Origin of the sequence: Pararhodobacter oceanensis, assembly GCF_003076755.1 — a bacterium.
GTDB classification, from domain to species: domain Bacteria; phylum Pseudomonadota; class Alphaproteobacteria; order Rhodobacterales; family Rhodobacteraceae; genus Pararhodobacter; species Pararhodobacter oceanensis.
Genome location: NZ_QDKM01000007.1, coordinates 88,683 through 109,973 on the forward strand (window position 1 = coordinate 88,683; position 21,291 = coordinate 109,973).

22 protein-coding genes and 1 riboswitch are annotated in these 21,291 nt (G+C 66.1%); of the genes, 16 read left to right on the plus strand and 6 right to left on the minus strand.

Features of this window, described 5'->3' with window-relative positions:
- The first annotated feature begins 45 nt into the window (after positions 1–45).
- Positions 46–504: an Lrp/AsnC family transcriptional regulator gene (locus tag DDE20_RS14615; RefSeq protein WP_116559261.1), complete on the plus strand. Its 459-nt coding sequence runs from the start codon at positions 46–48 to the stop codon at positions 502–504.
- A gap of 76 nt (positions 505–580) precedes the next feature.
- Here DDE20_RS14615 and DDE20_RS14620 read toward each other — a convergent pair whose 3' ends face one another.
- From DDE20_RS14620 to cobU, 3 genes are read right to left on the minus strand one after another with little or no spacing between them, the layout of a single operon-like run.
- The gene (locus DDE20_RS14620; protein ID WP_240608095.1) at positions 581–1,330 is read right to left on the minus strand and encodes an adenosylcobinamide-GDP ribazoletransferase; all 750 of its coding nucleotides are present in this window, start codon (positions 1,328–1,330) and stop codon (positions 581–583) included.
- Positions 1,327–2,331, minus strand: coding sequence for a nicotinate-nucleotide--dimethylbenzimidazole phosphoribosyltransferase (gene cobT, locus DDE20_RS14625; protein ID WP_116559262.1), 1,005 nt, complete (start codon positions 2,329–2,331; stop codon positions 1,327–1,329). Before cobT ends, DDE20_RS14620 begins: the two co-directional genes overlap by 4 nt.
- Positions 2,332–2,835, minus strand: coding sequence for a bifunctional adenosylcobinamide kinase/adenosylcobinamide-phosphate guanylyltransferase (gene cobU / locus DDE20_RS14630; protein WP_116559263.1), 504 nt, complete (start codon positions 2,833–2,835; stop codon positions 2,332–2,334).
- 73 nt (positions 2,836–2,908) lie between these two features.
- Here cobU and DDE20_RS14635 point away from each other — a divergent pair, with 73 nt between their 5' ends.
- From DDE20_RS14635 to cobD, 3 genes are read left to right on the plus strand one after another with little or no spacing between them, the layout of a single operon-like run.
- On the plus strand, positions 2,909–3,784 hold the full coding sequence (locus DDE20_RS14635; RefSeq protein ID WP_276308533.1) for a propanediol utilization protein: 876 nt from the start codon (positions 2,909–2,911) through the stop codon (positions 3,782–3,784).
- On the plus strand, positions 3,784–4,722 hold the full coding sequence (gene cbiB / locus DDE20_RS14640; protein ID WP_116559264.1) for an adenosylcobinamide-phosphate synthase CbiB: 939 nt from the start codon (positions 3,784–3,786) through the stop codon (positions 4,720–4,722). Before DDE20_RS14635 ends, cbiB begins: the two co-directional genes overlap by 1 nt.
- Positions 4,723–4,733: 11 nt before the next feature.
- Complete coding sequence (cobD, locus tag DDE20_RS14645) at positions 4,734–5,708, plus strand: threonine-phosphate decarboxylase CobD (protein ID WP_116559334.1); 975 nt, start codon at positions 4,734–4,736, stop codon at positions 5,706–5,708.
- A 12-nt stretch (positions 5,709–5,720) separates the two neighbouring features.
- On the opposite strand, the gene DDE20_RS14650 is transcribed toward cobD, so the two are convergent.
- Both DDE20_RS14650 and cobO read right to left on the minus strand, forming a co-directional pair.
- On the minus strand, positions 5,721–7,169 hold the full coding sequence (locus tag DDE20_RS14650; protein ID WP_116559265.1) for a cobyric acid synthase: 1,449 nt from the start codon (positions 7,167–7,169) through the stop codon (positions 5,721–5,723).
- A gap of 6 nt (positions 7,170–7,175) precedes the next feature.
- Positions 7,176–7,787: a cob(I)yrinic acid a,c-diamide adenosyltransferase gene (gene cobO, locus DDE20_RS14655; protein WP_116559266.1), complete on the minus strand. Its 612-nt coding sequence runs from the start codon at positions 7,785–7,787 to the stop codon at positions 7,176–7,178.
- A gap of 41 nt (positions 7,788–7,828) precedes the next feature.
- Positions 7,829–8,040, plus strand: a riboswitch (cobalamin riboswitch).
- A gap of 94 nt (positions 8,041–8,134) precedes the next feature.
- Here cobO and DDE20_RS14660 point away from each other — a divergent pair.
- Genes DDE20_RS14660 through cobJ form a run of 7 tightly spaced genes read left to right on the plus strand, consistent with a single transcriptional unit; the run spans position 8,135 to position 16,181 of the window.
- Positions 8,135–8,533: a DUF1636 family protein gene (locus DDE20_RS14660; protein ID WP_116559267.1), complete on the plus strand. Its 399-nt coding sequence runs from the start codon at positions 8,135–8,137 to the stop codon at positions 8,531–8,533.
- Positions 8,526–9,584 carry a cobalamin biosynthesis protein CobW gene (gene cobW, locus DDE20_RS14665; protein ID WP_116559268.1) on the plus strand — a complete coding sequence of 353 codons (1,059 nt, stop codon included), beginning with the start codon at positions 8,526–8,528 and terminating at the stop codon, positions 9,582–9,584. The genes DDE20_RS14660 and cobW overlap by 8 nt, the downstream gene beginning before the upstream one ends.
- 4 nt (positions 9,585–9,588) lie before the next feature.
- A complete protein-coding gene (gene cobN, locus DDE20_RS14670; protein ID WP_116559335.1) occupies positions 9,589–12,894 on the plus strand; it encodes a cobaltochelatase subunit CobN in 3,306 nt (1,101 codons plus the stop codon).
- The gene (locus DDE20_RS14675; RefSeq protein ID WP_116559269.1) at positions 12,891–14,021 is read left to right on the plus strand and encodes a cobalamin biosynthesis protein CobG; all 1,131 of its coding nucleotides are present in this window, start codon (positions 12,891–12,893) and stop codon (positions 14,019–14,021) included. Before cobN ends, DDE20_RS14675 begins: the two co-directional genes overlap by 4 nt.
- Positions 14,018–14,656, plus strand: coding sequence for a precorrin-8X methylmutase (locus DDE20_RS14680; protein ID WP_116559270.1), 639 nt, complete (start codon positions 14,018–14,020; stop codon positions 14,654–14,656). Before DDE20_RS14675 ends, DDE20_RS14680 begins: the two co-directional genes overlap by 4 nt.
- A complete protein-coding gene (gene cobI / locus DDE20_RS14685; protein ID WP_116559271.1) occupies positions 14,653–15,417 on the plus strand; it encodes a precorrin-2 C(20)-methyltransferase in 765 nt (254 codons plus the stop codon). The genes DDE20_RS14680 and cobI overlap by 4 nt, the downstream gene beginning before the upstream one ends.
- On the plus strand, positions 15,414–16,181 hold the full coding sequence (gene cobJ / locus DDE20_RS14690) for a precorrin-3B C(17)-methyltransferase (protein ID WP_116559272.1): 768 nt from the start codon (positions 15,414–15,416) through the stop codon (positions 16,179–16,181). Before cobI ends, cobJ begins: the two co-directional genes overlap by 4 nt.
- Here cobJ and DDE20_RS14695 read toward each other — a convergent pair.
- On the minus strand, positions 16,139–16,909 hold the full coding sequence (locus DDE20_RS14695; protein ID WP_116559273.1) for a cobalt-precorrin-6A reductase: 771 nt from the start codon (positions 16,907–16,909) through the stop codon (positions 16,139–16,141). The genes cobJ and DDE20_RS14695 overlap by 43 nt on opposite strands.
- On the opposite strand from DDE20_RS14695, the gene cbiE reads away from it, so the two are divergent.
- Genes cbiE through cobA form a run of 5 tightly spaced genes read left to right on the plus strand, consistent with a single transcriptional unit; the run spans position 16,908 to position 21,291 of the window.
- Positions 16,908–18,107 (plus strand): precorrin-6y C5,15-methyltransferase (decarboxylating) subunit CbiE, encoded by a 1,200-nt coding sequence (gene cbiE, locus DDE20_RS14700; protein ID WP_116559274.1) that lies wholly within the window; start codon positions 16,908–16,910, stop codon positions 18,105–18,107. The two genes, DDE20_RS14695 and cbiE, sit on opposite strands and share 2 nt — an antisense overlap.
- Positions 18,104–18,466: a cobalamin biosynthesis protein gene (locus tag DDE20_RS14705; protein WP_116559275.1), complete on the plus strand. Its 363-nt coding sequence runs from the start codon at positions 18,104–18,106 to the stop codon at positions 18,464–18,466. Before cbiE ends, DDE20_RS14705 begins: the two co-directional genes overlap by 4 nt.
- Positions 18,463–19,269: a precorrin-4 C(11)-methyltransferase gene (gene cobM, locus DDE20_RS14710; protein WP_116559276.1), complete on the plus strand. Its 807-nt coding sequence runs from the start codon at positions 18,463–18,465 to the stop codon at positions 19,267–19,269. Before DDE20_RS14705 ends, cobM begins: the two co-directional genes overlap by 4 nt.
- Positions 19,262–20,575, plus strand: coding sequence for a cobyrinic acid a,c-diamide synthase CobB (locus tag DDE20_RS14715; RefSeq protein WP_205961680.1), 1,314 nt, complete (start codon positions 19,262–19,264; stop codon positions 20,573–20,575). The genes cobM and DDE20_RS14715 overlap by 8 nt, the downstream gene beginning before the upstream one ends.
- The gene (gene cobA / locus DDE20_RS14720; RefSeq protein WP_116559278.1) at positions 20,572–21,291 is read left to right on the plus strand and encodes a uroporphyrinogen-III C-methyltransferase; all 720 of its coding nucleotides are present in this window, start codon (positions 20,572–20,574) and stop codon (positions 21,289–21,291) included. The genes DDE20_RS14715 and cobA overlap by 4 nt, the downstream gene beginning before the upstream one ends.

Genomic DNA, 21,291 nt, shown 5'->3' on the forward strand with positions numbered 1-21,291 from the left:
CGTCTCTGGATAGGTTCTTGGCAGATTATGCCAAGGATCCACCAGATGGACGCAAAAGACCGCCAGATCATCCGCGCCCTTCAGCGCAACGGACGGATGACGAATCAAGACCTCGCTGCCGAGGTCAACCTCTCGCCCTCACCCTGCCTGCGGCGGCTCAAACTTCTGGAGCAAAGCGGCGCGATCACCGGCTATAGCGCCACCGTCGACGCCGAAGCCTACGGTTTGCCGGTCACCGTGTTCGTGCGCATCATCCTCAACGGCCATACCGAGGCGGTGGTGCGCCAATTCGAACAAGAGATCAGCCGCGTCGAACGGGTGCTGGAATGCTTCATGATGACCGGCACCTCGGATTACCTGCTGCGCGTGGTGGTCGCCGATCTGGCCGATTACGAGGTCTTTGTGCGCAAACATTTGCATCCGATTGGCAGCATCGGCTCGATCGACAGCAGCTTTGTCTACGGGGTGGTCAAACAGACCCATGTGTTCCCGCAGATTGACTGACGCGAATGGGGGCGCTGCCCCCGCGCTGCGCGCTCCCCCGGGATATTTGTGGCATAAAGTGGGGGCATTAGCGCGGTCAGTGCAGCGCCGTCAGGGCGACCCAGCCGGTGATTTCGGCGATCTGTTGCAGCGCGCCCAGAACATCGCCGGTTTGCCCGCCGATCTGGCGCATGGCGAGGCGAGCAAGGCCGATCTGCGCGGCAGCAATGACAGCGGCGAGGATCAGGCCGGACCATCCAAAGGCGATATGCAGCACGGCGACGCCGATGATCGAGGCGATTGCCGCTTGAAGGCTGCTGCCCCCGCTCGCCGCGCGGCCCAGTCCGTCTGCGCGTGCTGCGGGCATTAAGGTTAATGCCGCCGCCAATCCCGAGCGACTGGCCACCGCGATTGCGATCAATGCAGTGGCAGCGGCCCAAGCACCGGCATGCACCAGCACCACATGCAGCGCCATCCAGCGCAGCCCCAATGAGAGGATCAGCGCCAGCGTCCCATAGCTACCGATCTGGCTGTCGCGCATGATCTCGAGCTTACGCGCTACACTCTGCCCGCCACCGAAACCATCCACCAGATCCGCCAGCCCGTCTTCATGCAGCCCGCCGGTGACAAACACCATAGCCACGAGCGCCAATCCGGCGCAGATCACCGGCGCGATGCCGAACCAAAGCGCCACCAGCAAAGCCAGAGCCGAGAGCGCGCCCACGATCCCGCCGACCAGCGGAAACGCCCAAGCCGAGGCGCCGATGGAAGGCGGCGCGGCGATGTGCCCTGCGGGTAGCCGCGTGAGCATCATCAGCGCCAGCCGAAACTCCGCCAGACGCCTCACGCCTCGCTCACCCCGGCCTCACCGAAGGTCGCCATACCGTTGTGACAGGCCAGAGCCGAACGCAGAATGCCCAGCGCCAAGGCCGCGCCCGAGCCTTCGCCCAACCGCATATCAAAACCCAGAATTGCAGATTTACCGAGATTCTCCAAAAGCTTGCGATGCCCCGGCTCGGCGCTTTGATGGCCGATCAAACAATGATCCAGCAGCCGCGGATCGGCACCGTGCAATGCCGCCGCAGCAGCGGTGCAGATAAATCCGTCCAGCAAGACCACGATCCCCGCCGCCCGCGCCGCCAGCACCGCGCCGCAAATCGCCGCCTGCTCACGCCCGCCCAGCGCCGCCAGAATTCCCATGCCCTTGGCGCCCTTGTGGCGCGCCAGACCTGCCTCAATCGCGGCAATCTTGCGCGCCATCCCCGGCGCATCCGAGCCGGTGCCGGGCCCGACCCAATCCGCCAGATCACCGCCGAACAAACCGGCCGCCATAGCCGCAGCGACGGTGGAATTGCCGATCCCCATCTCACCCAGGACCAGCACATCCGCCTGCGGATCAACCGCATCGGCGCCGATCCGCATGGCCTCCAACGTCTCGGCCTCGCTCATCGCCGGCGCTTGGGTGAAATCCTGCGTCGGGCGCTCCAACTCCAGCGCGAACACCCTCAGATCGGCGCCATTCACCCGGCAGAGCTGGTTGATCGCCGCGCCGCCCGCCTGAAAATTCGCCACCATCTGCGCGGTGACCTTTTGCGGAAAAGGGTTAACGCCCTGAGCGCAAATCCCGTGGTTACCAGCGAAAACCAGCGCCTGCGCGCGGGTGATCTCGGGGCGCGCAGTCTTGCGCCAACCCGCCATGAACTCGGCCAACGTCTCCAGCTGCCCCAATGCTCCCGGCGGCTTGGTCAGGCTGTTTTGCCGCGCGCGCGCCGCCGCGACCGCAGCCGCATCCGAGACCGGAAGTTCCGACGCCAGACCGGCAATCGCATCAAGAGAGGTAAATTTCATTTATTTCACCTTTAAGGGCAGACCGGAAACGGCGAAGATAACCTCCTGCGCATCTTGTGCAACCCATTGATTTATCAGCCCCGCTGCGTCGCGGAACGCGCGCGCCAAGGCATTTTCAGGGACGATCCCCATGCCAACTTCGTTGGACACCAGAACCACCGGCGACACCTGCGTCGCCAGCACCGCGATCAACTCTTCACCCGCGGCGCGCCAGTCATGCCCCGCCAGCATCAGATTGCTCAGCCAGAGCGTCAGGCAATCAACCAGCCGCGGGGCGCCGTCGCTCTCGGCCAGCGCTGCGGCCAGTTCGACGGGTGCCGAGATCGTGCGCCACTCCGGCCCGCGCCGCGCCTGATGTTCGGCGATCCGGGCGCGCATCTCATCGTCATGGGCCTGTGCGGTGGCGATATAGACCGCCGGAGCGCCGAACTCCAGACAGCGCGCCTCCGCGATGCGGCTTTTGCCCGAACGCGCGCCACCGGTGACCAACACAGAATACGCCATGCGAAAACAGCCCCTTGTTCCTGAAGGCGTTACAAAGCAGAAACGCCGCGGGCTTGAAAGGAGAATTCGCGCCGTGGCACGCGATGAAGGGATCGACCAGAGGGACGCGGGCGCTTTGGCGCGGCGGAGGCCTGCCGCCGATCCCGAGGTGCAACGTGTGGCAGGTCATTTCGGCGAATTGCTACAGGGCCGCATCGGCGCCGATGGGCCAGTGGCGCTGATCTCGCTGCCCTGCCCCGTCTTGAGCTTGCGGGCGCATCTGGGCGGTGGCGCGGAGTTCGAACTGGGCGGTGAGAAGATCCTGACGCTGGAACAGGCGCAGGCGTTCTTGCGCAGCCTCGGGCTATCCCTGCACGGACGCGTCGATTTTCACACTGACATGCCGGTTGGCGGCGGCGCCGGAGCCTCCACTGCCGCATTGGTCGCATTGGCCCGTTTGGCGGGCTATCAAGGCGAGCCGCAGGCGTTGGCTGAGGCCTGTGTCGCCAGCGAGGGCGCCTCGGACCCGCTGATGTTTCCGCAGCCCGAGCGCCTCTTTTGGGCTTCGCGCAAAGGGCAGTTTCTGGCGCAATTACCGCCCCTGCCGCGCTTTGAGGTGATTGGCGGATTTTACGGCTCGATGCAGCGCACCGATGCCGGGGACAGCAATTTTCCAGATATCAGCGATCTGCTACCCGTCTGGACCAAGGCCGCGGAAGCGGGTGATCTGCCAACATTGGCACAGCTTTCCAGCCGCTCGGCGCAGCGCACGCTGGTCCTGCGCGGCGCGCCTACGGACCCGACCCAAGCATTGGCTCAGGAGCTAGGCGCCCTAGGCCATGTCATCGCCCATACCGGTGCTGCGCGCGGGCTGATCTTCGCGCCCGATACGGTGCCTGCGCATGCCGAATCCGCCCTGCGCGACGCCGGTTTCCGCCAGATCCTGCGCTTTCAGGCCGGAGGGCGGTGATGGATTTTGCCGCTGTCATGTTGATCGCCGTGGCGCTGGATTTGGCGATCGGCTGGCCGCCCCGCCTCTATGTTGCCATCGGCCATCCGGTGACATGGTTCGGCGCTTTGATCTCCGCGCTTGACCGTAAGCTGAACCACGAGGGCGACAGTTTCAAACGACGCAAACGTGCTGGCGTGGTCGCCGCAATCATTTGTATCGCAGGGATCGCCGCTATTGCCACGCTGGTGCAGATGCTGGCCAATGGCCCCTATGGCGTGGTCCTCCTCGGCATCCTCTGCTGGCCGTTCATCGCCATGCGGTCGATGTATGAGCATGTCGCCGCGGTCGCCAAACCATTGAAACGGCAAGACTTGCCCGAGGCGCGCCATCAGGTCTCGATGATCGTGGGCCGCGATACCAAAAGCATGGACGAGTCTGCCGTCGCCCGCGCCGCTTTGGAGAGCCTTGCCGAAAACACCTCGGACGGGGTGATCGCGCCGCTGTTTTGGGGGCTGATTTTCGGCCTACCCGGGATCGCGACCTATAAGATGATCAACACGCTGGATTCGATGATCGGCCACCGCAGCAAGCGCCATGAGGCCTTCGGCTGGGCCTCGGCGCGGATCGACGATCTGGTCAACCTGCCCGCTTCGCGCCTGACCGGCCTGCTATTCGCGCTGGCCTCACCGCGCCCGCGCGCCGCGCTGCGCGTCATCCGCAGGGACGCGCGGAAGCATCGTTCGCCCAATGCCGGTTGGCCCGAGGCAGCGATGGCGGCGGCGCTGCAAGTGCGGCTCTCGGGGCCGCGGGTCTACGCCGAAGGGATCGCCAATGAGCCTTGGGTCAATGCCCGCGGCGCCGACCCCGATGCGCGCGATCTGCGACGCGGGCTTGCGCTATATGCCCGCGCGATGATCTTAGGGGTGGCCGCATTGGCCGGACTGGCGCTGATATGACGGAGGCGATTTTGCGCGATCACGGTGGAAATATCGACGCCGCTATCGCCCGTTTCGGCGGGCAGGACTGGATTGACCTCTCGACCGGCATCAACCGCGAGCCCTATCCCGTGCCTGCAATCCCCCCGCAGGATTGGACGATGCTGCCGACACATGCCGCGAAATCCGCCCTGCTGGCCGCAGCGCGCGAGACCTACGGCACGCAGGCGCCGATGCTGGCCACCGCAGGCGCGCAGGCGGCGATCCAGATGATTCCCTATCTCACAGCGCCGGGGTGCGCGCATGTGCTGACGCCGACCTACAATGAGCACGCAGCCGCCCTGCGCGCCGCCGGTTGGCAGGTGCGCGAGGTGCAGCGATTGGAGGATCTTGCCGGCGCCGATCTGGCCGTCGTGGTCAATCCGAACAACCCCGACGGGCAGCGGTTTACACCCGACGCGCTGCAGGACCTAGCGCGCGAAACCCGCCTACTGGTCGATGAAAGCTTCGGCGATATGCAGCCCGAACACTCATTGGCGCCCAAGGCCGGTGCGCGCGGGCTGATCGTCTTGCGTTCCTTCGGCAAGTTCTACGGGCTGGCCGGTTTGCGGCTGGGTTTTGCCATTGGCCATGCCGAGGAAATCGGCAAACTCGAGGAGATGGCGGGGCCGTGGCCGGTCAACGGCGCGGCTTTGCGTATTGCCACTCAGGCGCTGGGTGATCGGGCATGGGCCGAGGCGACGATTCAGCGGCTGCGGACCGAGGCCAGGCTTGCCGACGCTCTGGCGCAGGCTGCGGGCTGGGTGCCGCTTGGCGGCACCGAGCTGTTCCGGCTCTACGACACGCCTGATGCGCAGTCCGCTCAGGACCATCTGGCGCGGCACCAAATCTGGTCGCGGATCTTCCCCTATTCCAAGACATGGCTGCGGCTCGGCCTGCCCGGCGGGGCGCAGGAATGGGCGCGGCTGAAGGATGCGCTGGCCGCCTGCCCGCCTGCAGACGCCTAGCACATCAAAAATCTACCGCGCGCAGCCCAGAATCCCCGCCACATCGACATGCGCCTCGAGGTGTGCGGCCAGTGCGTCGAGCGTCTCGTCCACGCCGTCCGCATAGCGCAATCCGGAAGCCTCGCCGCCGATGCTGCGCAGGAAAGCGGCACGGAATGCGTCATTGGCAAACATCCCGTGCAGGTAACTCCCCATCACCCGCCCATCCGCCGAGACCGCGCCCTCAGGCCGCCCGTCAACCGTTGCAAAACGCCGCTGCCGGTCCGCGCCCTCCGAGCGCCCGATGTGGATTTCATAGCCCTGAAAACCGCTGCCTGTCGCCTGATGCACCGCCTCAATCTGGGTCAAGTGTTTGTCCGGCGTCATCTCGGTCTCGACCCCAAGATGCCCCAGACCGGCGGTCTCACCGGCGCTGCCCTCAATCCCCAAAGGATCGCGCACCATTGCGCCAAGCATCTGATACCCTGCGCAAATCCCCAATACTTTGCCGCCACGCCGCACATGCGCCGCGAGGTCGATATCCCAGCCCTGCGCGCGCAGAAACGCCAGATCGCTGCGGGTGGATTTCGAGCCGGGGATGATCACCAGATCGGCGTCATAGGGGATCACCTCCCCCGCGCGCACCATGGTCAGATTGACGCCGGGTTCCTGTGCCAATGGATCAAGATCATCAAAATTCGCAATCCGCGAGAGGGTCAGAACCGCAATCTTATAGCCACCCGCGCCGCCGCCCTTGGGCAGGTCCAGCGCATCCTCGGCGGGCAACTTATAGGCGTCACCAAAATAGGGCACCACGCCAAACCCGCGCCAGCCGCTGCGCGCGGCGATATACGCGTAACCATCGTCAAACAGCCGCGGATCGCCGCGAAATTTGTTGATCAGGAACCCCGCCACCATCGCGTTATCGCCCGCCTCCATCACCGCCTGCGAGCCGATGATCTGGGCGATCACCCCGCCGCGATCAATATCGCCGGTCAGGATCACCGGACAGTCGGCAGCACGCGCAAACCCCATATTGGCGATGTCACCGGCGCGCAGATTGACCTCGGCGGGGCTGCCCGCGCCCTCGACAATCACCAGATCATGACGCGCTTTGAGCCGCGCAAAACTCTCCAGCACCGCCTCCATCAGCCGCGGTTTCAGCGCCGGATACTCGCGCCCCCGCGTCGTCGTCAGCCGCTTGCCCTGCACGATCACCTGCGCGCCGGTCTCGCTTTCGGGCTTCAGAAGCACCGGATTCATATCCGTATGCGCCGCCAACCCACAGGCCAGCGCCTGCAGCGCCTGCGCGCGCCCGATCTCGCCCAGATTCTCGGTCACCGCGGCATTATTCGACATATTCTGCGGCTTGAACGGCGCCACCTTGAGCCCCCGCAACCGCGCCGCACGGCACAGACCGGCGACCAGCATCGACTTGCCGACATTCGAGCCGGTGCCCTGTATCATCACTGCGCGGGTCATCGCGGATTACATCTCGACGCCGATTTGCGCTTTGATCCCGTCGCGGAACGGGTGCTTGAGCAGGGTCATCTCGGTGACCAGATCGGCGGCCTCGATCAACTCGGGCTTGGCGTTGCGGCCGGTCAGGCAGACATGGGTCATCTCGGGCTTTTCATGCAGCAAAAACTCCACCACCTCGTCGATAGCCAGATAATCGTTGCGCAGCGCGATATTGATCTCGTCCAAGAGCACAAACTGGATCTCGGGATCGAGAATTTGCTCTTTGGCAATCCGCCAGCCGTTTTGCGCCGCCGCGATATCGCGCTCTCGGTCCTGCGTTTCCCAAGTAAACCCCTCACCAGAGACGAAGAACCGGCACTCTTTGGCGAATCGCTCGCGCAGCAGGGTCTTCTCACCGGTCGGCCTATCGCCCTTGATGAACTGCACCACCGCGCAGGGCATACCGTGGGCGATGCAGCGCATGATCATCCCGAAGGCGGAGGAGGATTTGCCCTTCCCCGGCCCCGTATGCACAATGATCAAGCCTTTCTCTTCGGTCTTGCTCTCCATCATCCTATCGCGCGCCGCCTTGATTTTGCGCATTTTTTCCGTGTGACGGGCGTTCAGATCATTGGCCATCGAGTGACTTCCTTCGGCTTGACAGGCGATGCGCTATAGGCGAAAGCTCTGGGTGTGTTGGTGCCTGCCAGTGGCAGGTGAAAAGGGAATGTGCAGCCGCGAATCCTCGCGGTCAAGTGCAGCCGCCCCCGCGACCGTGAACGGAAAGGCCGATCATCGCCACTGGCAATCGCTGGGAAGGCAGATCAGCCGCAGAGCCATGTCTGGCGCTGGATCCGTAAGCCGGGAGACCTGCCAACACGTGACGACGCAACCGGACGGGGTGTTCTGGGGTCGGGGTGATTCCGGCCACCGGAGAACCCTCGCCTTTCATGCCTGCGTCCCCTGAATTGATGGGGCCGAGAGCCATGAAAGATCAGGCGGACACGCCGCTTCCTCCCACCGAATTGCTGATCTGCGTCAAATGCCGCCGTGGTCGCGCCACCGTTGCCGATGACGACCGCTGGCCCGGCCAGATTCTGTTTGACGCGCTCACCGCGCTGCCGGTGCCCGAAGAGATCCGTCTGACGCCGGTCGCCTGCCTGCAAAACTGCGACCACGGCTGCACCGTGGCGCTGCGCGGCGGTGACCGCTGGACCTATGTTTTCGCCAATCTCGACGAGGTTGCCGATCCGGCGATGCTGCTTGACGGCGCCGCCCGCTACCACGCCACCGAAAACGGGCTGATCCCGTGGCGCGAACGTCCCGAACATTTCAAACGCAACTGCGTCGCACGCATCCCCCCATTGGAGGTCCCAAATGTCTGATCTTGCGAAACTCCCCGTCACCGTCATCACCGGCTTTCTGGGTGCCGGTAAAACCACGCTGGTGCGCCAGTTGATGCAGAACCCGGGCGGCAAGCGGCTGGCGATTATCGTCAATGAATTCGGCGATGTCGGCGTTGACGGCGAGATCCTCAAAGCCTGCGCGATCCCCGATTGCCCCGCCGAAAACATCATGGAATTGGCCAACGGCTGCATCTGCTGCACCGTCGCCGATGATTTCATCCCCACCATTGAGGCGCTGATGGCGCTCGACCCGCGCCCCGATCACATCCTGATCGAGACCTCGGGTCTGGCGCTGCCGAAACCCTTGCTCAAAGCCTTTGACTGGCCCGACATCCGCTCGAAAATCACCGTTGACGGGGTGATCGCGCTCGCCGATGCCGAAGCCGTCGCCGCCGGTCGTTTCGCGCCCGATGTGGCCCGCGTCGATGCCCAGCGGCTCGCTGATGACAGCCTTGACCATGACACGCCCCTCTCCGAGGTCTTCGAGGACCAGATTTCCTGCGCCGATATCATCCTCCTGACCAAACCCGATCTGGCCGGTGCCGAGGGTGTTGCGCGTGCCAAAGAGCTGATTGCATCCGTCGCCCCGCGTCCAATTCCGGTGATTGAGGTCGCCGAGGGCGAGATCGACCCGCGCATCATTCTGGGTCTCGAGGCCGCCGCCGAGGATGACATTGACGCGCGGCCCTCGCATCACGACGGCGCCGATGATCACGAGCATGAGGATTTCGAAAGCATCGTCGTCGAGATCCCCGAACTCACCGATCCCGCCGCTCTGGTCCGCGCTATCGAGGGATTGGCCAAGGATCACAACATCTTGCGGGTCAAAGGCTATGCCGCCGTTGCGGGCAAACCGATGCGCCTCTTGGTGCAGGCGGTGGGCGCGCGGGTGCGTCACCAGTTCGACCGCCCGTGGAAAGCCGAAGAGCCCCGCGCCGGTCGTCTGGTGGTGATCGCCGAGCATGACGACATCAACGCCGACGCAATCCGCGCCGCGCTGGGTGCCGCGCGCGCAGAAGCCGCCGAGTAACGCCGTGCATGTAGTCTTCCGCGAAAGCCACGGGTTGGACGAAGGCGAGACGCCCGTCGATCTGGCGCAGGATGCCGCCGATCTGGTGGTGCTCTCGCTATCGGATTCCGACCTTGGCGCTTTCGCGGAAGGCTGGAATCGTGGCGGCGGGCCGCAGGGGCGTTTGCCGTCCCTGCGGCTGGCCAATATCACCGCGCTCAAACACCCGCTCTCGGTCGATACCTATATCGAGCAGACCCTGAGCGGCGCCAAGGGCATCCTGATCCGGCTGATCGGCGGGGTGCCATATTGGCCCTACGGGTTGCAAAGCATCCGCGCCTTGGCGCAGGAAAAGGGCATCGCGCTGGCGGTTCTGCCCGCCGATGGCCGCCCCGACGCACGGCTCGACAAAATGTCGACGCTGCCCAAATCCACCCTGCGGCGTCTGGCACATCTCTGCGACAGCGGTGGCGCAATTGCCGCGCAGGCCGCATTGGCACAAATGGCGCTGGCCGCCGGTCTCTACGCCGGTCCCGTGCGCGGCAGTAAATCCCTGCCGCCGGTCGGCGCGTGGACTCCTGAAGCGGGCGCTTGCTGCCCGCTGCTGCCGATGGGCTCACCCGAGGCTCTGGCGGGCAGGTCGCGCATCCTTCTGGTCTTCTACCGCTCATATCTGGTCGCCGCCGATCTTGCCCCGATCACCGCGCTCTATGACGCCTTCACCGCCCGCGGCTATGACGTGCGCGCGCTCTTCGCGCCCTCGCTCAAAGCCCCCGAGGAAGCCCTTTGGCTCGACCGTCAGGTCAAGGCGCTAACCCCCGTCGCCATCGTCAATGCCACCGCGTTTTCCGGCAAGGGCGCCACGGGCAGCTCGCCCTTGGACGCCGCCAATGTGCCGGTGTTTCAGGTCGCCCTCGCCACCTCCACCCGCAAAGCATGGGCCGAGGCCGAGCGCGGCCTCTCGCCCGCCGATCTGGCGATGCATGTGGTGCTGCCCGAGGTCGACGGCCGGATCACCACCGGTGTCGCCAGCTTCAAAGACCCCGGCGCGCGCGATGAACACCTGCAATTCGCCCGCCTCTCGCACAGCCCCGAGCCTGACCGCATCGGCGCCATCGCCGACCGCGTGCAGGGCTGGACCCGCCTCGCCGCCAAACCCGCAGGCGAACGGCGCGTCGCGTTGGTCCTCTCGACCTATCCGGGCAAGGATTGGAACATGGGCCATGCGGTGGGCCTCGACGCGGTGCAATCCGCCGAGGCGATGCTGGCCGCCCTGCAGGGCGCAGGCTACGCGGTCGCCACCAGTGACCAACCGCTGACCGACGCGCTTGCAGCTCGCGCCATCCCCTACCCGTTCACCGCCTATAAAACCGCCCTTGCGTGCCTGCCCGAAACCCTGCGCGCCCAGCTCACCGAGGCTTGGGGCGCACCCGAGGATGATCCTGATTTCCGCGACGGCGCCTTCCACTTCAAAGCCACCCAGCGCGGTCATATCACCCTTGCGCTACAGCCCGAGCGCGACACGCCCGAGGGCCGCGCCGACAGCTATCACGACCTCGCCCGCACCCCGCGCCACGCCTATGTGGCGTTTTATCTCTGGCTGCAAAGCCACTGCGACGCGCTGGTCCATATCGGCGCCCATGGCACGCTCGAATGGCTGCCGGGCAAATCCGTCGCCCTCTCGGCCGAGTGCTGGCCCGAGGCGCTGACCGGCGCATTGCCCATAATCTACCCGTTCATCGTCAACGACCCCGGCGAGGCCGCGCAGGCCAAACGCCGCATTGGCGCGGTGACGCTGGGCCATATCCCGCCTCCAATGAAAGCCAGCAGCACCCCCGACCGGCTGGCACGTCTTGAGGCGCTGCTTGACGAGTTTTCCAACGCCGACGGGCTTGACCCGCGCCGCCGCGACCGGCTTCAAAGCGACATCCGCGCGGAGGCGCAAGCGCAGGGACTCGAGGATGATCTCGGCCTCGCGCACGCCGCCTGCAGCGCCGAGGCGATCACCCGCATCGACCAATTTGTCTGCGATATCAAGGACAGCCAATTCGGCGAAGGGCTGCATATCTGGGGCCGTGCGCCGCAGGGCAACGCGCCTTTCGCCACCGCGCAATCGGTTGAAAACGAACGCCAATCGCTGCTCGACGCGCTCAATGGGCGGCGCATTGCCGCCGGCCCCTCGGGCTCGCCCTACCGTGGGCGCCGCGATGTGTTGCCGACGGGGCGCAACCTTTTCACCACCGATCCGCGTGCGGTGCCGACCCGCGCCGCCTATGCGCAGGGCGTGCGCCTCGCCGATGAGCTGATCCGGCAGCACCTGCAAGACGAGGGCGACTGGCCGCGCGGCCTCATCGTCGATCTCTGGGGTTCGGCGACCATGCGCACGGCGGGCGAAGAATTCGCCATGGCGCTGCATCTTCTCGGCGTGCGCCCGCTCTGGGACGAGGGCTCTGAGCGCGTCTCGGGCATCGAAGTCCTGCCGCTGGCCGAAATGGACCGCCCGCGCATCGACGTGACATTGCGCGTCTCGGGATTGTTCCGCGACGTTTTCCCGACCCTCTCGGCTCTGTTCGCCCAAGCCGTGCGCGCCCTCGCCGCCCGCGACGAGGCGCCGGATTGGAACCCCTACGCGGGCCGCGCGGATCTGGCGCGGGTCTACGGGCCGGCGCCGGGCAGCTTCGGGCTGGGCATGGGCGACGCGCTGGAGGATTACAGCACCGCGGGCCGCGAGAAAGCCGGTCTCACGTGGCTCAACGCCAGCGCTTGGGCGCTCGACGGCGAGGCGGCGACCAAAGACGCCAGCGGCATCCGCACCCGTGTCGCGCAGGCTGATGCTTTCGTGCATCCCCAAGACCTGCCCGAAACCGACCTCCTGCTGGCCGCCGATTACGCCGCGCATGAAGGCGGGTTTGCCGCCGCGCAAGCACTCACCGGCGGTAAGGCCGCGCTTTACCATCTCGACAACACCGATCCCGAGCCCCCCCGCGCCCGCGCACTGTCCGAGGAGATTGCCCGCGTGGTCCGCGCCCGCGCCGCCAATCCCGACTGGATCAATGGCATGAAATTACACGGCTTTCGCGGCGCGGCCGAGATTGCCGCGACGCTCGAGCATATGGCCCATTTCGCCCATCTCGCCGCTGCCGTGCCGCCGCATCTGTTTGATCTTTACCATGAGGCCACCTTGGGCAACCCCGAGGTCGACGGCTTCTTGCAAGACGCCAATCCACAGGCCCATCGCGCCATGCAGGACCGCTTCGCGGCACTCTTGCAGGCGGGTCTGTGGCAAACGCGGCGCAACTCGGTGCTTGCGACTTTGGAGGCCAGCGCATGAGCGCGGCGACGGTCAAAGGCTGGTGCCCCGGCGCCCACCGCCCGATGCTGGCGGCGGACGGACTGGTGGTGCGCATCCGCCCGCGACTGGCACGTCTGACGGCTGCGCAGGCGCTGGGGCTTTGCGCCTTGGCCCAGCGCTACGGTCACGGCTATCTGGACCTGACCAACCGCGCCAATCTGCAAATCCGCGGCGTCGCCGAGGGCGATCATTTGGCGCTGATCGAGGCGCTGGCCGATCTCGACCTTCTCGACACCGATCCGGCCATTGAATCCCGGCGCAATATTCTCGTCGCCCCCTTCTGGCAATCGGGAGACCTCATCCATCGCCTTTCCATAGAGCTGATCGACCAGCTCGCAGACCTGCCAGACCTGCCCGCGAAAATCGGCTTTGCCATCGATACACTCGCACAACCGCTGCTGACCCGCGACAGCGCCGATATCCGCATCGAACGCGCCGCCTCTGGCCTGATCCTGCGCGCCGATGGGGCGGCGGCGGGCCGTGCGGTGACCGAAGACACGGCCATTCCTGCGCTGCTCGAGATGGCGGCATGGCTCGCCGATCACCTCACTCCAGATCACCGCCGCATGGCGCAGGTGCTGGCGCATTCCCCCCTGCCGCCAGAATGGTGCGACGCGCCTGCCCTGCCTGCTGCCCCCGCGCCGCAGATCGGCCGGCAATCAACCGGCTCCCTCATCGGCGCCGCCTTCGGCCAAATCGACGCCGAAGCGCTTGCGCAGGTGATCCGCGCGCAATCCCTGCAAGCGATCCGCCTGACCCCGTGGCGGATGCTCTATCTTGAAGGTGGCACACTGCCCGACACCGACGCCTTTCTCACCGATCCGCACGACCCATTGCTGCGCGTCGATGCCTGCCCCGGCGCGCCCTATTGCCCCTCATCCAGCGTCGAAACCCGCGCCTTCGCCAAGCGCCTCGCGCCCCAAATCAACGGCACGCTGCATGTCTCGGGCTGCGCCAAAGGCTGCGCGCGCAAAACCGCTGCCGACCTGACACTCACCGGCCGCGATGGGCGTTTCGACCTGATCCGCCATGGCACCGCCACAGACACACCCGAGCGCCGCGCGCTCTCCCCAGATGACATTCTTCGCGAAGTGAACACCCAATGACCGACACGCTTTACACCTATGAAACCAGTGGCGCCGCAATTTACGCGCAGTCCTTCTCGATCATCCGCGCCGAGGCCGATCTCGCGCGGTTCACCGCCGAGGAAGAGCCTATCGCCGTGCGGATGATCCACGCCGCCGGTCTCGTCGGGCTGGAAGACCACATCCACATGTCCCCCGATTTCGCCAGTGTCGCACGGGCCGCCCTACAGGCCGGCGCGCCGATCCTTTGCGATGCGCGGATGGTCAGTGAGGGCGTCACCCGAACCCGCCTGCCCAAGGACAACGAGGTAATTTGCACGCTCTGGGACCCCAAAGTGCCGGCGCTGGCGCAAAGCATGTCCAACACCCGCTCCGCCGCGGCGCTGGAACTCTGGCGCCCGCATCTTGAGGGCGCGCTGGTCGCGATCGGCAACGCGCCCACGGCCCTCTTTCACCTCTTGAACATGCTCAAAGATCCCGCCTGCCCGCGCCCTGCGGCGATCATCGGCTGTCCCGTCGGCTTTGTCGGCGCCCGCGAGAGCAAGGACGCGCTCTGGGCCGACCAGCCGGTGCCCTCTTGCGTTGTTGAGGGGCGCTTAGGCGGCTCTGCGATCACCGTCGCCGCGATCAACGCCATCGCGAGCCGCGCGGAATGACTGCCGCGATCAACGCCCCATCGCAGCCGGCGACCAACCGCCTCGGCACCATCCACGGTGTCGGCCTCGGCCCCGGCGATCCAGATCTGATGAGCCTGCGCGCGCATCGGCTGGTGACGAACGCCCGCCATATCGCCTATTTCCGTAAGAAAGGCGCCAAAGGCCGCGCCCGCGCGCTGGTCGACGGGCTCTTGCATCCCGAGGCGGTCGAATTCCCGATGGACTACCCGCTGACCACCGAAACGCCCTTTGGCGACCCTGCCTATAACACCGCGCTGTCCACATTCTATGCCGAGTGCACCGCGCATCTGGCCTCGCTGGCCGAGGGCGGCGAAGATGTGGTCGTGCTTTGCGAGGGCGATCCGTTTTTCTACGGCTCCTTCATGCATCTCTACACCCGTCTTGACGGCGTGACCCCGTTGCAGGTGGTGCCCGCAACCACCGGCATGTCGGCGGCTTGGACGGCAACGGGGCAGCCGATCACCTGGGGCGACGACGTGCTCAGCGTGCTGATGGCGACGCTGCCAGAGGACGATCTGACGCGCCATATGCTGGCCGCCGATGCGCTGGTGGTGATGAAAATCGGGCGCAATATCGACAAGCTCCGCCGCGCCCTGCGCCGCGCGGGTAAATACGAGGCCGCATGGCTGGTCGAACACGCCAGCACCAAGGAACAAACCGTGCAGAGGCTTGCCGAAACACAAGGACCGGCGCCCTATTTCTCGATTGTCATAGTGCATGGCACAGGGCGGCGGCCATGAGCGGCTCGCTGGTCATCGCCGGTCTCGGGCCGGGTGCCGAGGCGTTGGTCACACCACAGGTCACCGCCGCCTTGGCCCGCGCCACCGATATCGTCGGCTACATCCCCTATGTCGCCCGCGTGGCACCACGCGACGGGCTGACGCTGCACGCCAGCGACAACCGCGTCGAACTGGACCGCTCACGCCACGCATTGGAAATGGCCGCTGCGGGCCGCCATGTGGTGGTGGTCTCCTCGGGCGATCCCGGCGTTTTTGCTATGGCAGCGGCGGTGTTCGAGGCGGTGGAATCCGGCCCTCCCGCGTGGCGCGACCTGCAGATCGAAGTCCTGCCCGGCATCACCGCCATGCTCGCCGCCGCCGCGCGGGTCGGCGCGCCCTTGGGCCATGATTTCTGCGCGATCAACCTGAGCGACAATCTCAAGCCTTGGGCACTGATCGAAAAACGCCTTCGCCTTGCCGCCGAGGCTGATTTCGCCATGGCCTTCTATAACCCGCGCTCAAAGGCCCGCCCCGACGGCTTCGCCCGCGTGCTCGAGATCCTCAACGAAGCTTGCGCCGACACCCGCCCGATGATTTTCGCCCGCGCGGTCTCGACCCCTGAAGAGGCGATCCGCATCGTCTCGCTGCCCGAGGCCCGCCCCGAGATGGCCGATATGCGCACTATAGTTCTGCTGGGAAATTCGACCACGCGGCTGATCACTCGCGACGGCGCGCCCATTGTTTACACGCCGCGCTCGGTGCCGATGGATGCGGCGCCCGAATGACCGATAAACGCCAGCACCTCATCGACGTTATGCAGCTCGCGCCGCGCGGGAATTGCGGGGCGGTCGATCATGATCACCGGAATCCCCAAGGCGCGGGCAGCTTCGATCTTGGCCGAGGCGCCGACACCACCGGCGTTTTTCGACACCACAAGGTCAATCCGATGCGCGCGCATCAACTCCAGATCATCCGCAAGGGTGAAGGGACCGCGCGCTTGAACCACTTCGCAATCAGGGAAAGGCAGCGGCGCGTCGGGCGCGTCAATCAATCGCAAAAGATAGAAGTGCTGCGGATTGGGCGCGAATTCCGCCAGATGCATGCGCCCGACCGCCAGCATCACCCTCAAGGCAGGACGCTGCAGAGCCGCCACTGCACCGGCGATATCCGGCACGTTTATCCAGTCATCCCCCGCCTCGGCTTGCCACGCCGGGCGGGTCAGTGCGACCAGCGGCACGCCGAGTTCGGCACAGGCGGCAACGGCATTACTGCTCATCTGCGCGGCAAAAGGATGCGTCGCATCAATCACATGGGTGACCGCGTTGTCGCGCAAGTAAGCGATCAACCCCTCAACCCCGCCAAACCCGCCGATCCGCTGCGGCAGCGCTTGACGCGCCGGACGCGCCACACGGCCCGCATAGGAGAGCGTCGCCCGTATTCCCGCCGCGCTCAGCCGCTGGCACAGCGCCGTCGCCTCAGAGGTGCCGCCCAGAACCAAAAGGTTATATGTCATGGTTAAGGCTCCTTGGCTGACCATCGTCGGGTTGGGCGAAGATGCGCCGGAGGGGCTGCCGCGTGCAAGCCTTGAGGCGCTGGAAACAGCCGAATTCATCATCGGACCGCCCCGCCATCTTACGCTGCTGCCCAAGGTCAGCGCCGAGTTGATCCCTTGGCCCGTGCCCTTCACCGACGGGATCGCGCGGCTTGAGGCCATGCGCGGACACCGCGTCGTGGCGCTGGCCTCGCAAGACCCGTTCTGGTTCGGCGCCGGCAGCAGTATCGCGCGGCATCTGGCGCCCGAGGAGTGGACCGCCCTGCCCGGCCCCTCCACCTTCTCGTGGGTCGCCGCGCGCATGGGTTGGCGGCTGGAAACCACGCTCTGCCGCGGGCTCCACGCCGCCCCCTTAACCCGCCTGCGCCCCGATCTCGCGCGCGGCACCCGGCTCATCGTGCTGCTGCGTGACGGCGCCGCAGTGGCTGAACTGGCAGAGTATCTCAACACCACCGGCTTCGGCCCCTCGGCTTTAACCATATTTGAGGCTCTCGGCGGCCCCCGCGAGCGCCGCACCGACACCACTGCCGCACAGCTCCCCAAGCGCACCTTCACCCATCCCGTCTGCGCCGCCATCGAACTGGCTGGCACGGGCGCGGCGCTGCCCAAATCCAGCGGGCTGGCCGATGATTGGTTCGACAGCGACGGGCAGATCACCAAACGCCCGATGCGCGCGCTGACCCTCTCGGCGCTGTCCCCACGGCCCCATGAGCATCTATGGGATATCGGCGGCGGCTCGGGCTCGGTGGCGATCGAATGGCTGCTTGCGCACCCCAGCCTGCGCGCCACCAGCATCGAACCCCGCGCCGAGCGCGCCGCGCGGATCACCGCGAACGCCGCGCGTTTGGGCGTCGACCGGCTCAATGTGATCCACGGCAAGGCCCCCGAGGCGCTGGCGGGTCTCCCCCCGCCCGACGCGGTGTTCATCGGCGGCGGGCTCAGCGCCGATATGCTCGACTGGCTGACCACGCATTTGCCCCAAGGCACGCGGCTCGTCGTCAATGCGGTGACGCTGGAAACCGAAGCCCAGCTCGCGCACGCGCAGGCGACATGGGGCGGCGATTTGCTGCGTATTGAACTGGCGCAATCCGCGCCTTTGGGTAGCAAACGCGGCTGGAAATCCAGCTATCCGGTGGTGCAATGGAGCGTCACCCTATGATCGTCGCCGGTTTCGGATTTCGCCAAGGCGCCAGCGTCGACAGTCTGCGCGCCGCCCTCAACCTCACCAGCGCGCGCCCCGACCTTCTCGCCACCGCGGCCAGCAAGGCGGGCAGTCCCGCGCTGCAGGCCCTGGCGCAGGACTTAGGCCTCAGCATCCACGCCGTCGCCCCGTCAGACCTGCGCGCCCAAGCGACGCTCACCCATTCCGCCGCCGCAATCGCCGCCCACGGCACCGGCAGCGTCGCCGAGGCCGCCGCGCTCTCCGCCGCTGGCCCCGGCGCGCGCCTCACCGGCCCGCGAAAAACCTCCCCCGACCGCATGGCCAGTTGCGCCATCGCAGAAAGAGACGCCCCATGACCATCCATTTCATCGGCGCCGGCCCCGGAGCGCCGGACCTCTTGACCCTGCGCGCGCGCGATCTGATCGCCGCCGCGCCGGTCTGCCTCTATGCCGGATCGCTGGTGCCGCAGGAAATCCTCGCCCATTGCCCGACGAATGCGCGGATCATCAACACCGCGTCGCTACACCTCGACGCGATCATCAGTGAGATGCAGCGCGCCCATGAAGCAGGCCATGACGTGGCGCGGCTGCATTCCGGCGATCTCTCGGTCTGGTCGGCGATGGGCGAGCAAATCCGCCGCCTCCGCGCGCTCGGCATCCCCGTCTCGGTCACCCCCGGCGTGCCCTCTTTCGCCGCCGCCGCCGCTGCACTGGGCGCGGAACTGACCCTCCCCGGACTGGCGCAATCCGTGGTGCTGACCCGCACACCGGGCCGTGCCTCGACCATGCCTGAGGGCGAGTCATTAACCAATTTCGCCGCCACCGGCGCGACGCTGGCGATCCATCTGTCGATCCAGAACCTCGCCCATGTCACAGAAACCCTGACCCCCGCTTACGGCGCCAATTGCCCCGTCGCCATCGTGTTTCGCGCCAGCTGGCCCGACCAACAGATCATTCGCGGCACGCTCGGTGACATCGAAGCGCGGCTCGACGCGGGCATCACCCGCACCGCTTTGATCCTTGTTGGCCCTACGTTGGCCCGCGACTTGGGCGCAGAGGATTTCGAGGAAAGCTGCCTCTATGCCAAGAATTACGACCGCCGCTACCGGCCACAAACCGCGCAAAGCCCCTGGGCGAACTGGAGTGACGCAGATGAATAATCCCAAGGGACTGATGATCTCGGCGCCCTCCTCGGGCACCGGCAAAACCACGGTGATGCTGGGCCTTTTGCGCGCGCTGGCCGAGGACGGGCTCAAGGTCCAGCCGTTCAAATCGGGGCCGGATTATATTGATCCCGCGTTTCACCTCGCGGCCAGCGGGCGCGCCTCCTTTAACCTTGATACCTGGGCGATGGGCGGCGGGTTGCTCGACGCGATCACCACCCAAGCGCATGACGCCGAAATCTGCGTCGCCGAGGGCTCGATGGGCCTCTATGACGGCGTCGCTACCAAGGGGCAAAGCGGCTATGGCACCAGCGCCGAGACCGCGCTGCGACTGGGCTGGCCGGTGATCCTGGTGGTCGACGTCAGCGGACAGGCGCAATCGGCGGCGGCGGCGGCGCTGGGGTTCCGGCTTTATAACCCCGATCTGCCGTTCGCTGGTGTGATCCTCAACCGCGTCGCCTCACCGCGCCATGAGCGGCTCACCACCATGGGCATGGAGAAAGCCGGTCTCAAGGTGCTCGGCGCCCTGCCCCGCCGCGGCGATCTGACCCTGCCCGAGCGGCATTTGGGCCTGATCCAAGCCGTCGAACACCCCGATCTTGAGGCGGCCATCGCGGGCTATGCCAAATTCCTGCGCGAACATGTGGACATCGAGGCGATCAAAGCCGCCGCCCGCGGCAAACCCCTGCCCGCTGGCGGCCCTCTGCCGAAACCGCCGGCGCAGCGCATCGCCTTGGCGCGCGACGCGGCGTTTTCCTTCACCTATCCGCATCTGATCGAGGGCTGGCGCACAGCGGGCGCCGAGGTGCTGTCCTTCTCGCCCCTTGCCGACGAGCCCCCCGCTCCCGACGCCGATCTGGTCTGGCTGCCGGGCGGCTACCCCGAGTTGCACGCCGGTCGCCTCGCCGCCGCGCAAAACTTCCGTGCCGGTCTGCGTCGCCACGCCGAGACCCGCCCCGTTCACGGCGAATGCGGGGGCTATATGGCCTTGGGCGAAGCGCTGATCGACAAAGACGGCACGCGCCACCAGATGGCGGGGTTGCTTGGTTTGGTCACCAGCTACGAGAAACGCAAATTCCATCTGGGCTACCGGCAGGCCGAATTGCAGGCGCCTCTGCCCGGATATGCCACTGGCGCCAAACTGCGCGGCCATGAATACCATTATTCGACCATCCTCGAACAACCCGACGCACCGCTGGCCAAAGTCGGCGATGCCGACGGCAATCCGGTGCCGGAAACCGGCTCGCACCGCGGGCATGTCACGGGCACATTCTTCCACCTGATCACCGCGGAGCAAACATGAGCGGATTTGTCTCTTTCGTCGGCTCCGGCCCCGGCGATCCCGAGTTATTAACCTTAAAAGCCGTCGACCGGTTGCGCCGCGCCGATGCGGTGCTGTTTGATGACCTCTCGTCCGGCCCAGTGCTCAGCCATGCCCGCCCCGACGCCGATCTGATCGGGGTTGGCAAACGCGCCGGACGCGCCTCGCCGCGGCAACATCACGTCAGCCGCCTGCTGGTCGATTACGCGCAAAGCGGGCAGCGGGTAGTGCGGCTGAAATCCGGCGACAGCGGGCTGTTCGGCCGCCTCGAGGAAGAACTGGTCGCGCTCCGCGAGGCCGGGATCGCCTATGAAATCATCCCCGGTGTGCCCTCGGCTATCGCCGCCGCCGCCGCCGCCGGCATCCCGCTGACTCGCCGCCTTAGCGCACGCCGTGTGCAATTCGTTACCGGCCATGACGTCAGCGGCGGGCTACCCGAGGATATGAACCTAGAGGCCCTCGCCGACCCCTTGGCCTCGACCGTCGTCTTCATGGGCAAACGCACCTTCCCGCAGCTTTACGAGGTGTTGCACGCACACGGTTTACCCGCCGACACGCCGGCGATCCTCGCCGAGGACGTCAGCGGCCCGGCGCAAAACCTGACCCGCACCACGGTGGCCGCGCTGGCCGAAAAGCTGCGCTCCGAGATCGGCGATGCAGCGGCGCTGATCCTCTATGGCCCCTTGGTGGAAGAGTGA

Bases quoted from the DNA above. Each gene is read 5' to 3' on its own strand.
- DDE20_RS14695 (WP_116559273.1), bottom strand. From the start codon at position 16,909: ATGACATATAACCTTTTGGTTCTGGGCGGCACCTCTGAGGCGACGGCG.
- DDE20_RS14715 (WP_205961680.1), top strand. From the start codon at position 19,262: ATGAATAATCCCAAGGGACTGATGATCTCGGCGCCCTCCTCGGGCACC.
- DDE20_RS14615 (WP_116559261.1), top strand. From the start codon at position 46: ATGGACGCAAAAGACCGCCAGATCATCCGCGCCCTTCAGCGCAACGGA.
- cobJ (WP_116559272.1), top strand. From the start codon at position 15,414: ATGAGCGGCTCGCTGGTCATCGCCGGTCTCGGGCCGGGTGCCGAGGCG.
- DDE20_RS14660 (WP_116559267.1), top strand. From the start codon at position 8,135: ATGAAAGATCAGGCGGACACGCCGCTTCCTCCCACCGAATTGCTGATC.
- cobM (WP_116559276.1), top strand. From the start codon at position 18,463: ATGACCATCCATTTCATCGGCGCCGGCCCCGGAGCGCCGGACCTCTTG.
- cobI (WP_116559271.1), top strand. From the start codon at position 14,653: ATGACTGCCGCGATCAACGCCCCATCGCAGCCGGCGACCAACCGCCTC.
- cbiE (WP_116559274.1), top strand. From the start codon at position 16,908: ATGGTTAAGGCTCCTTGGCTGACCATCGTCGGGTTGGGCGAAGATGCG.
- cobT (WP_116559262.1), bottom strand. From the start codon at position 2,331: ATGAAATTTACCTCTCTTGATGCGATTGCCGGTCTGGCGTCGGAACTT.
- DDE20_RS14705 (WP_116559275.1), top strand. From the start codon at position 18,104: ATGATCGTCGCCGGTTTCGGATTTCGCCAAGGCGCCAGCGTCGACAGT.
- DDE20_RS14675 (WP_116559269.1), top strand. From the start codon at position 12,891: ATGAGCGCGGCGACGGTCAAAGGCTGGTGCCCCGGCGCCCACCGCCCG.
- cobA (WP_116559278.1), top strand. From the start codon at position 20,572: ATGAGCGGATTTGTCTCTTTCGTCGGCTCCGGCCCCGGCGATCCCGAG.
- DDE20_RS14680 (WP_116559270.1), top strand. From the start codon at position 14,018: ATGACCGACACGCTTTACACCTATGAAACCAGTGGCGCCGCAATTTAC.
- cobO (WP_116559266.1), bottom strand. From the start codon at position 7,787: ATGGCCAATGATCTGAACGCCCGTCACACGGAAAAAATGCGCAAAATC.
- cbiB (WP_116559264.1), top strand. From the start codon at position 3,784: ATGGATTTTGCCGCTGTCATGTTGATCGCCGTGGCGCTGGATTTGGCG.
- DDE20_RS14650 (WP_116559265.1), bottom strand. From the start codon at position 7,169: ATGACCCGCGCAGTGATGATACAGGGCACCGGCTCGAATGTCGGCAAG.
- cobU (WP_116559263.1), bottom strand. From the start codon at position 2,835: ATGGCGTATTCTGTGTTGGTCACCGGTGGCGCGCGTTCGGGCAAAAGC.
- cobW (WP_116559268.1), top strand. From the start codon at position 8,526: ATGTCTGATCTTGCGAAACTCCCCGTCACCGTCATCACCGGCTTTCTG.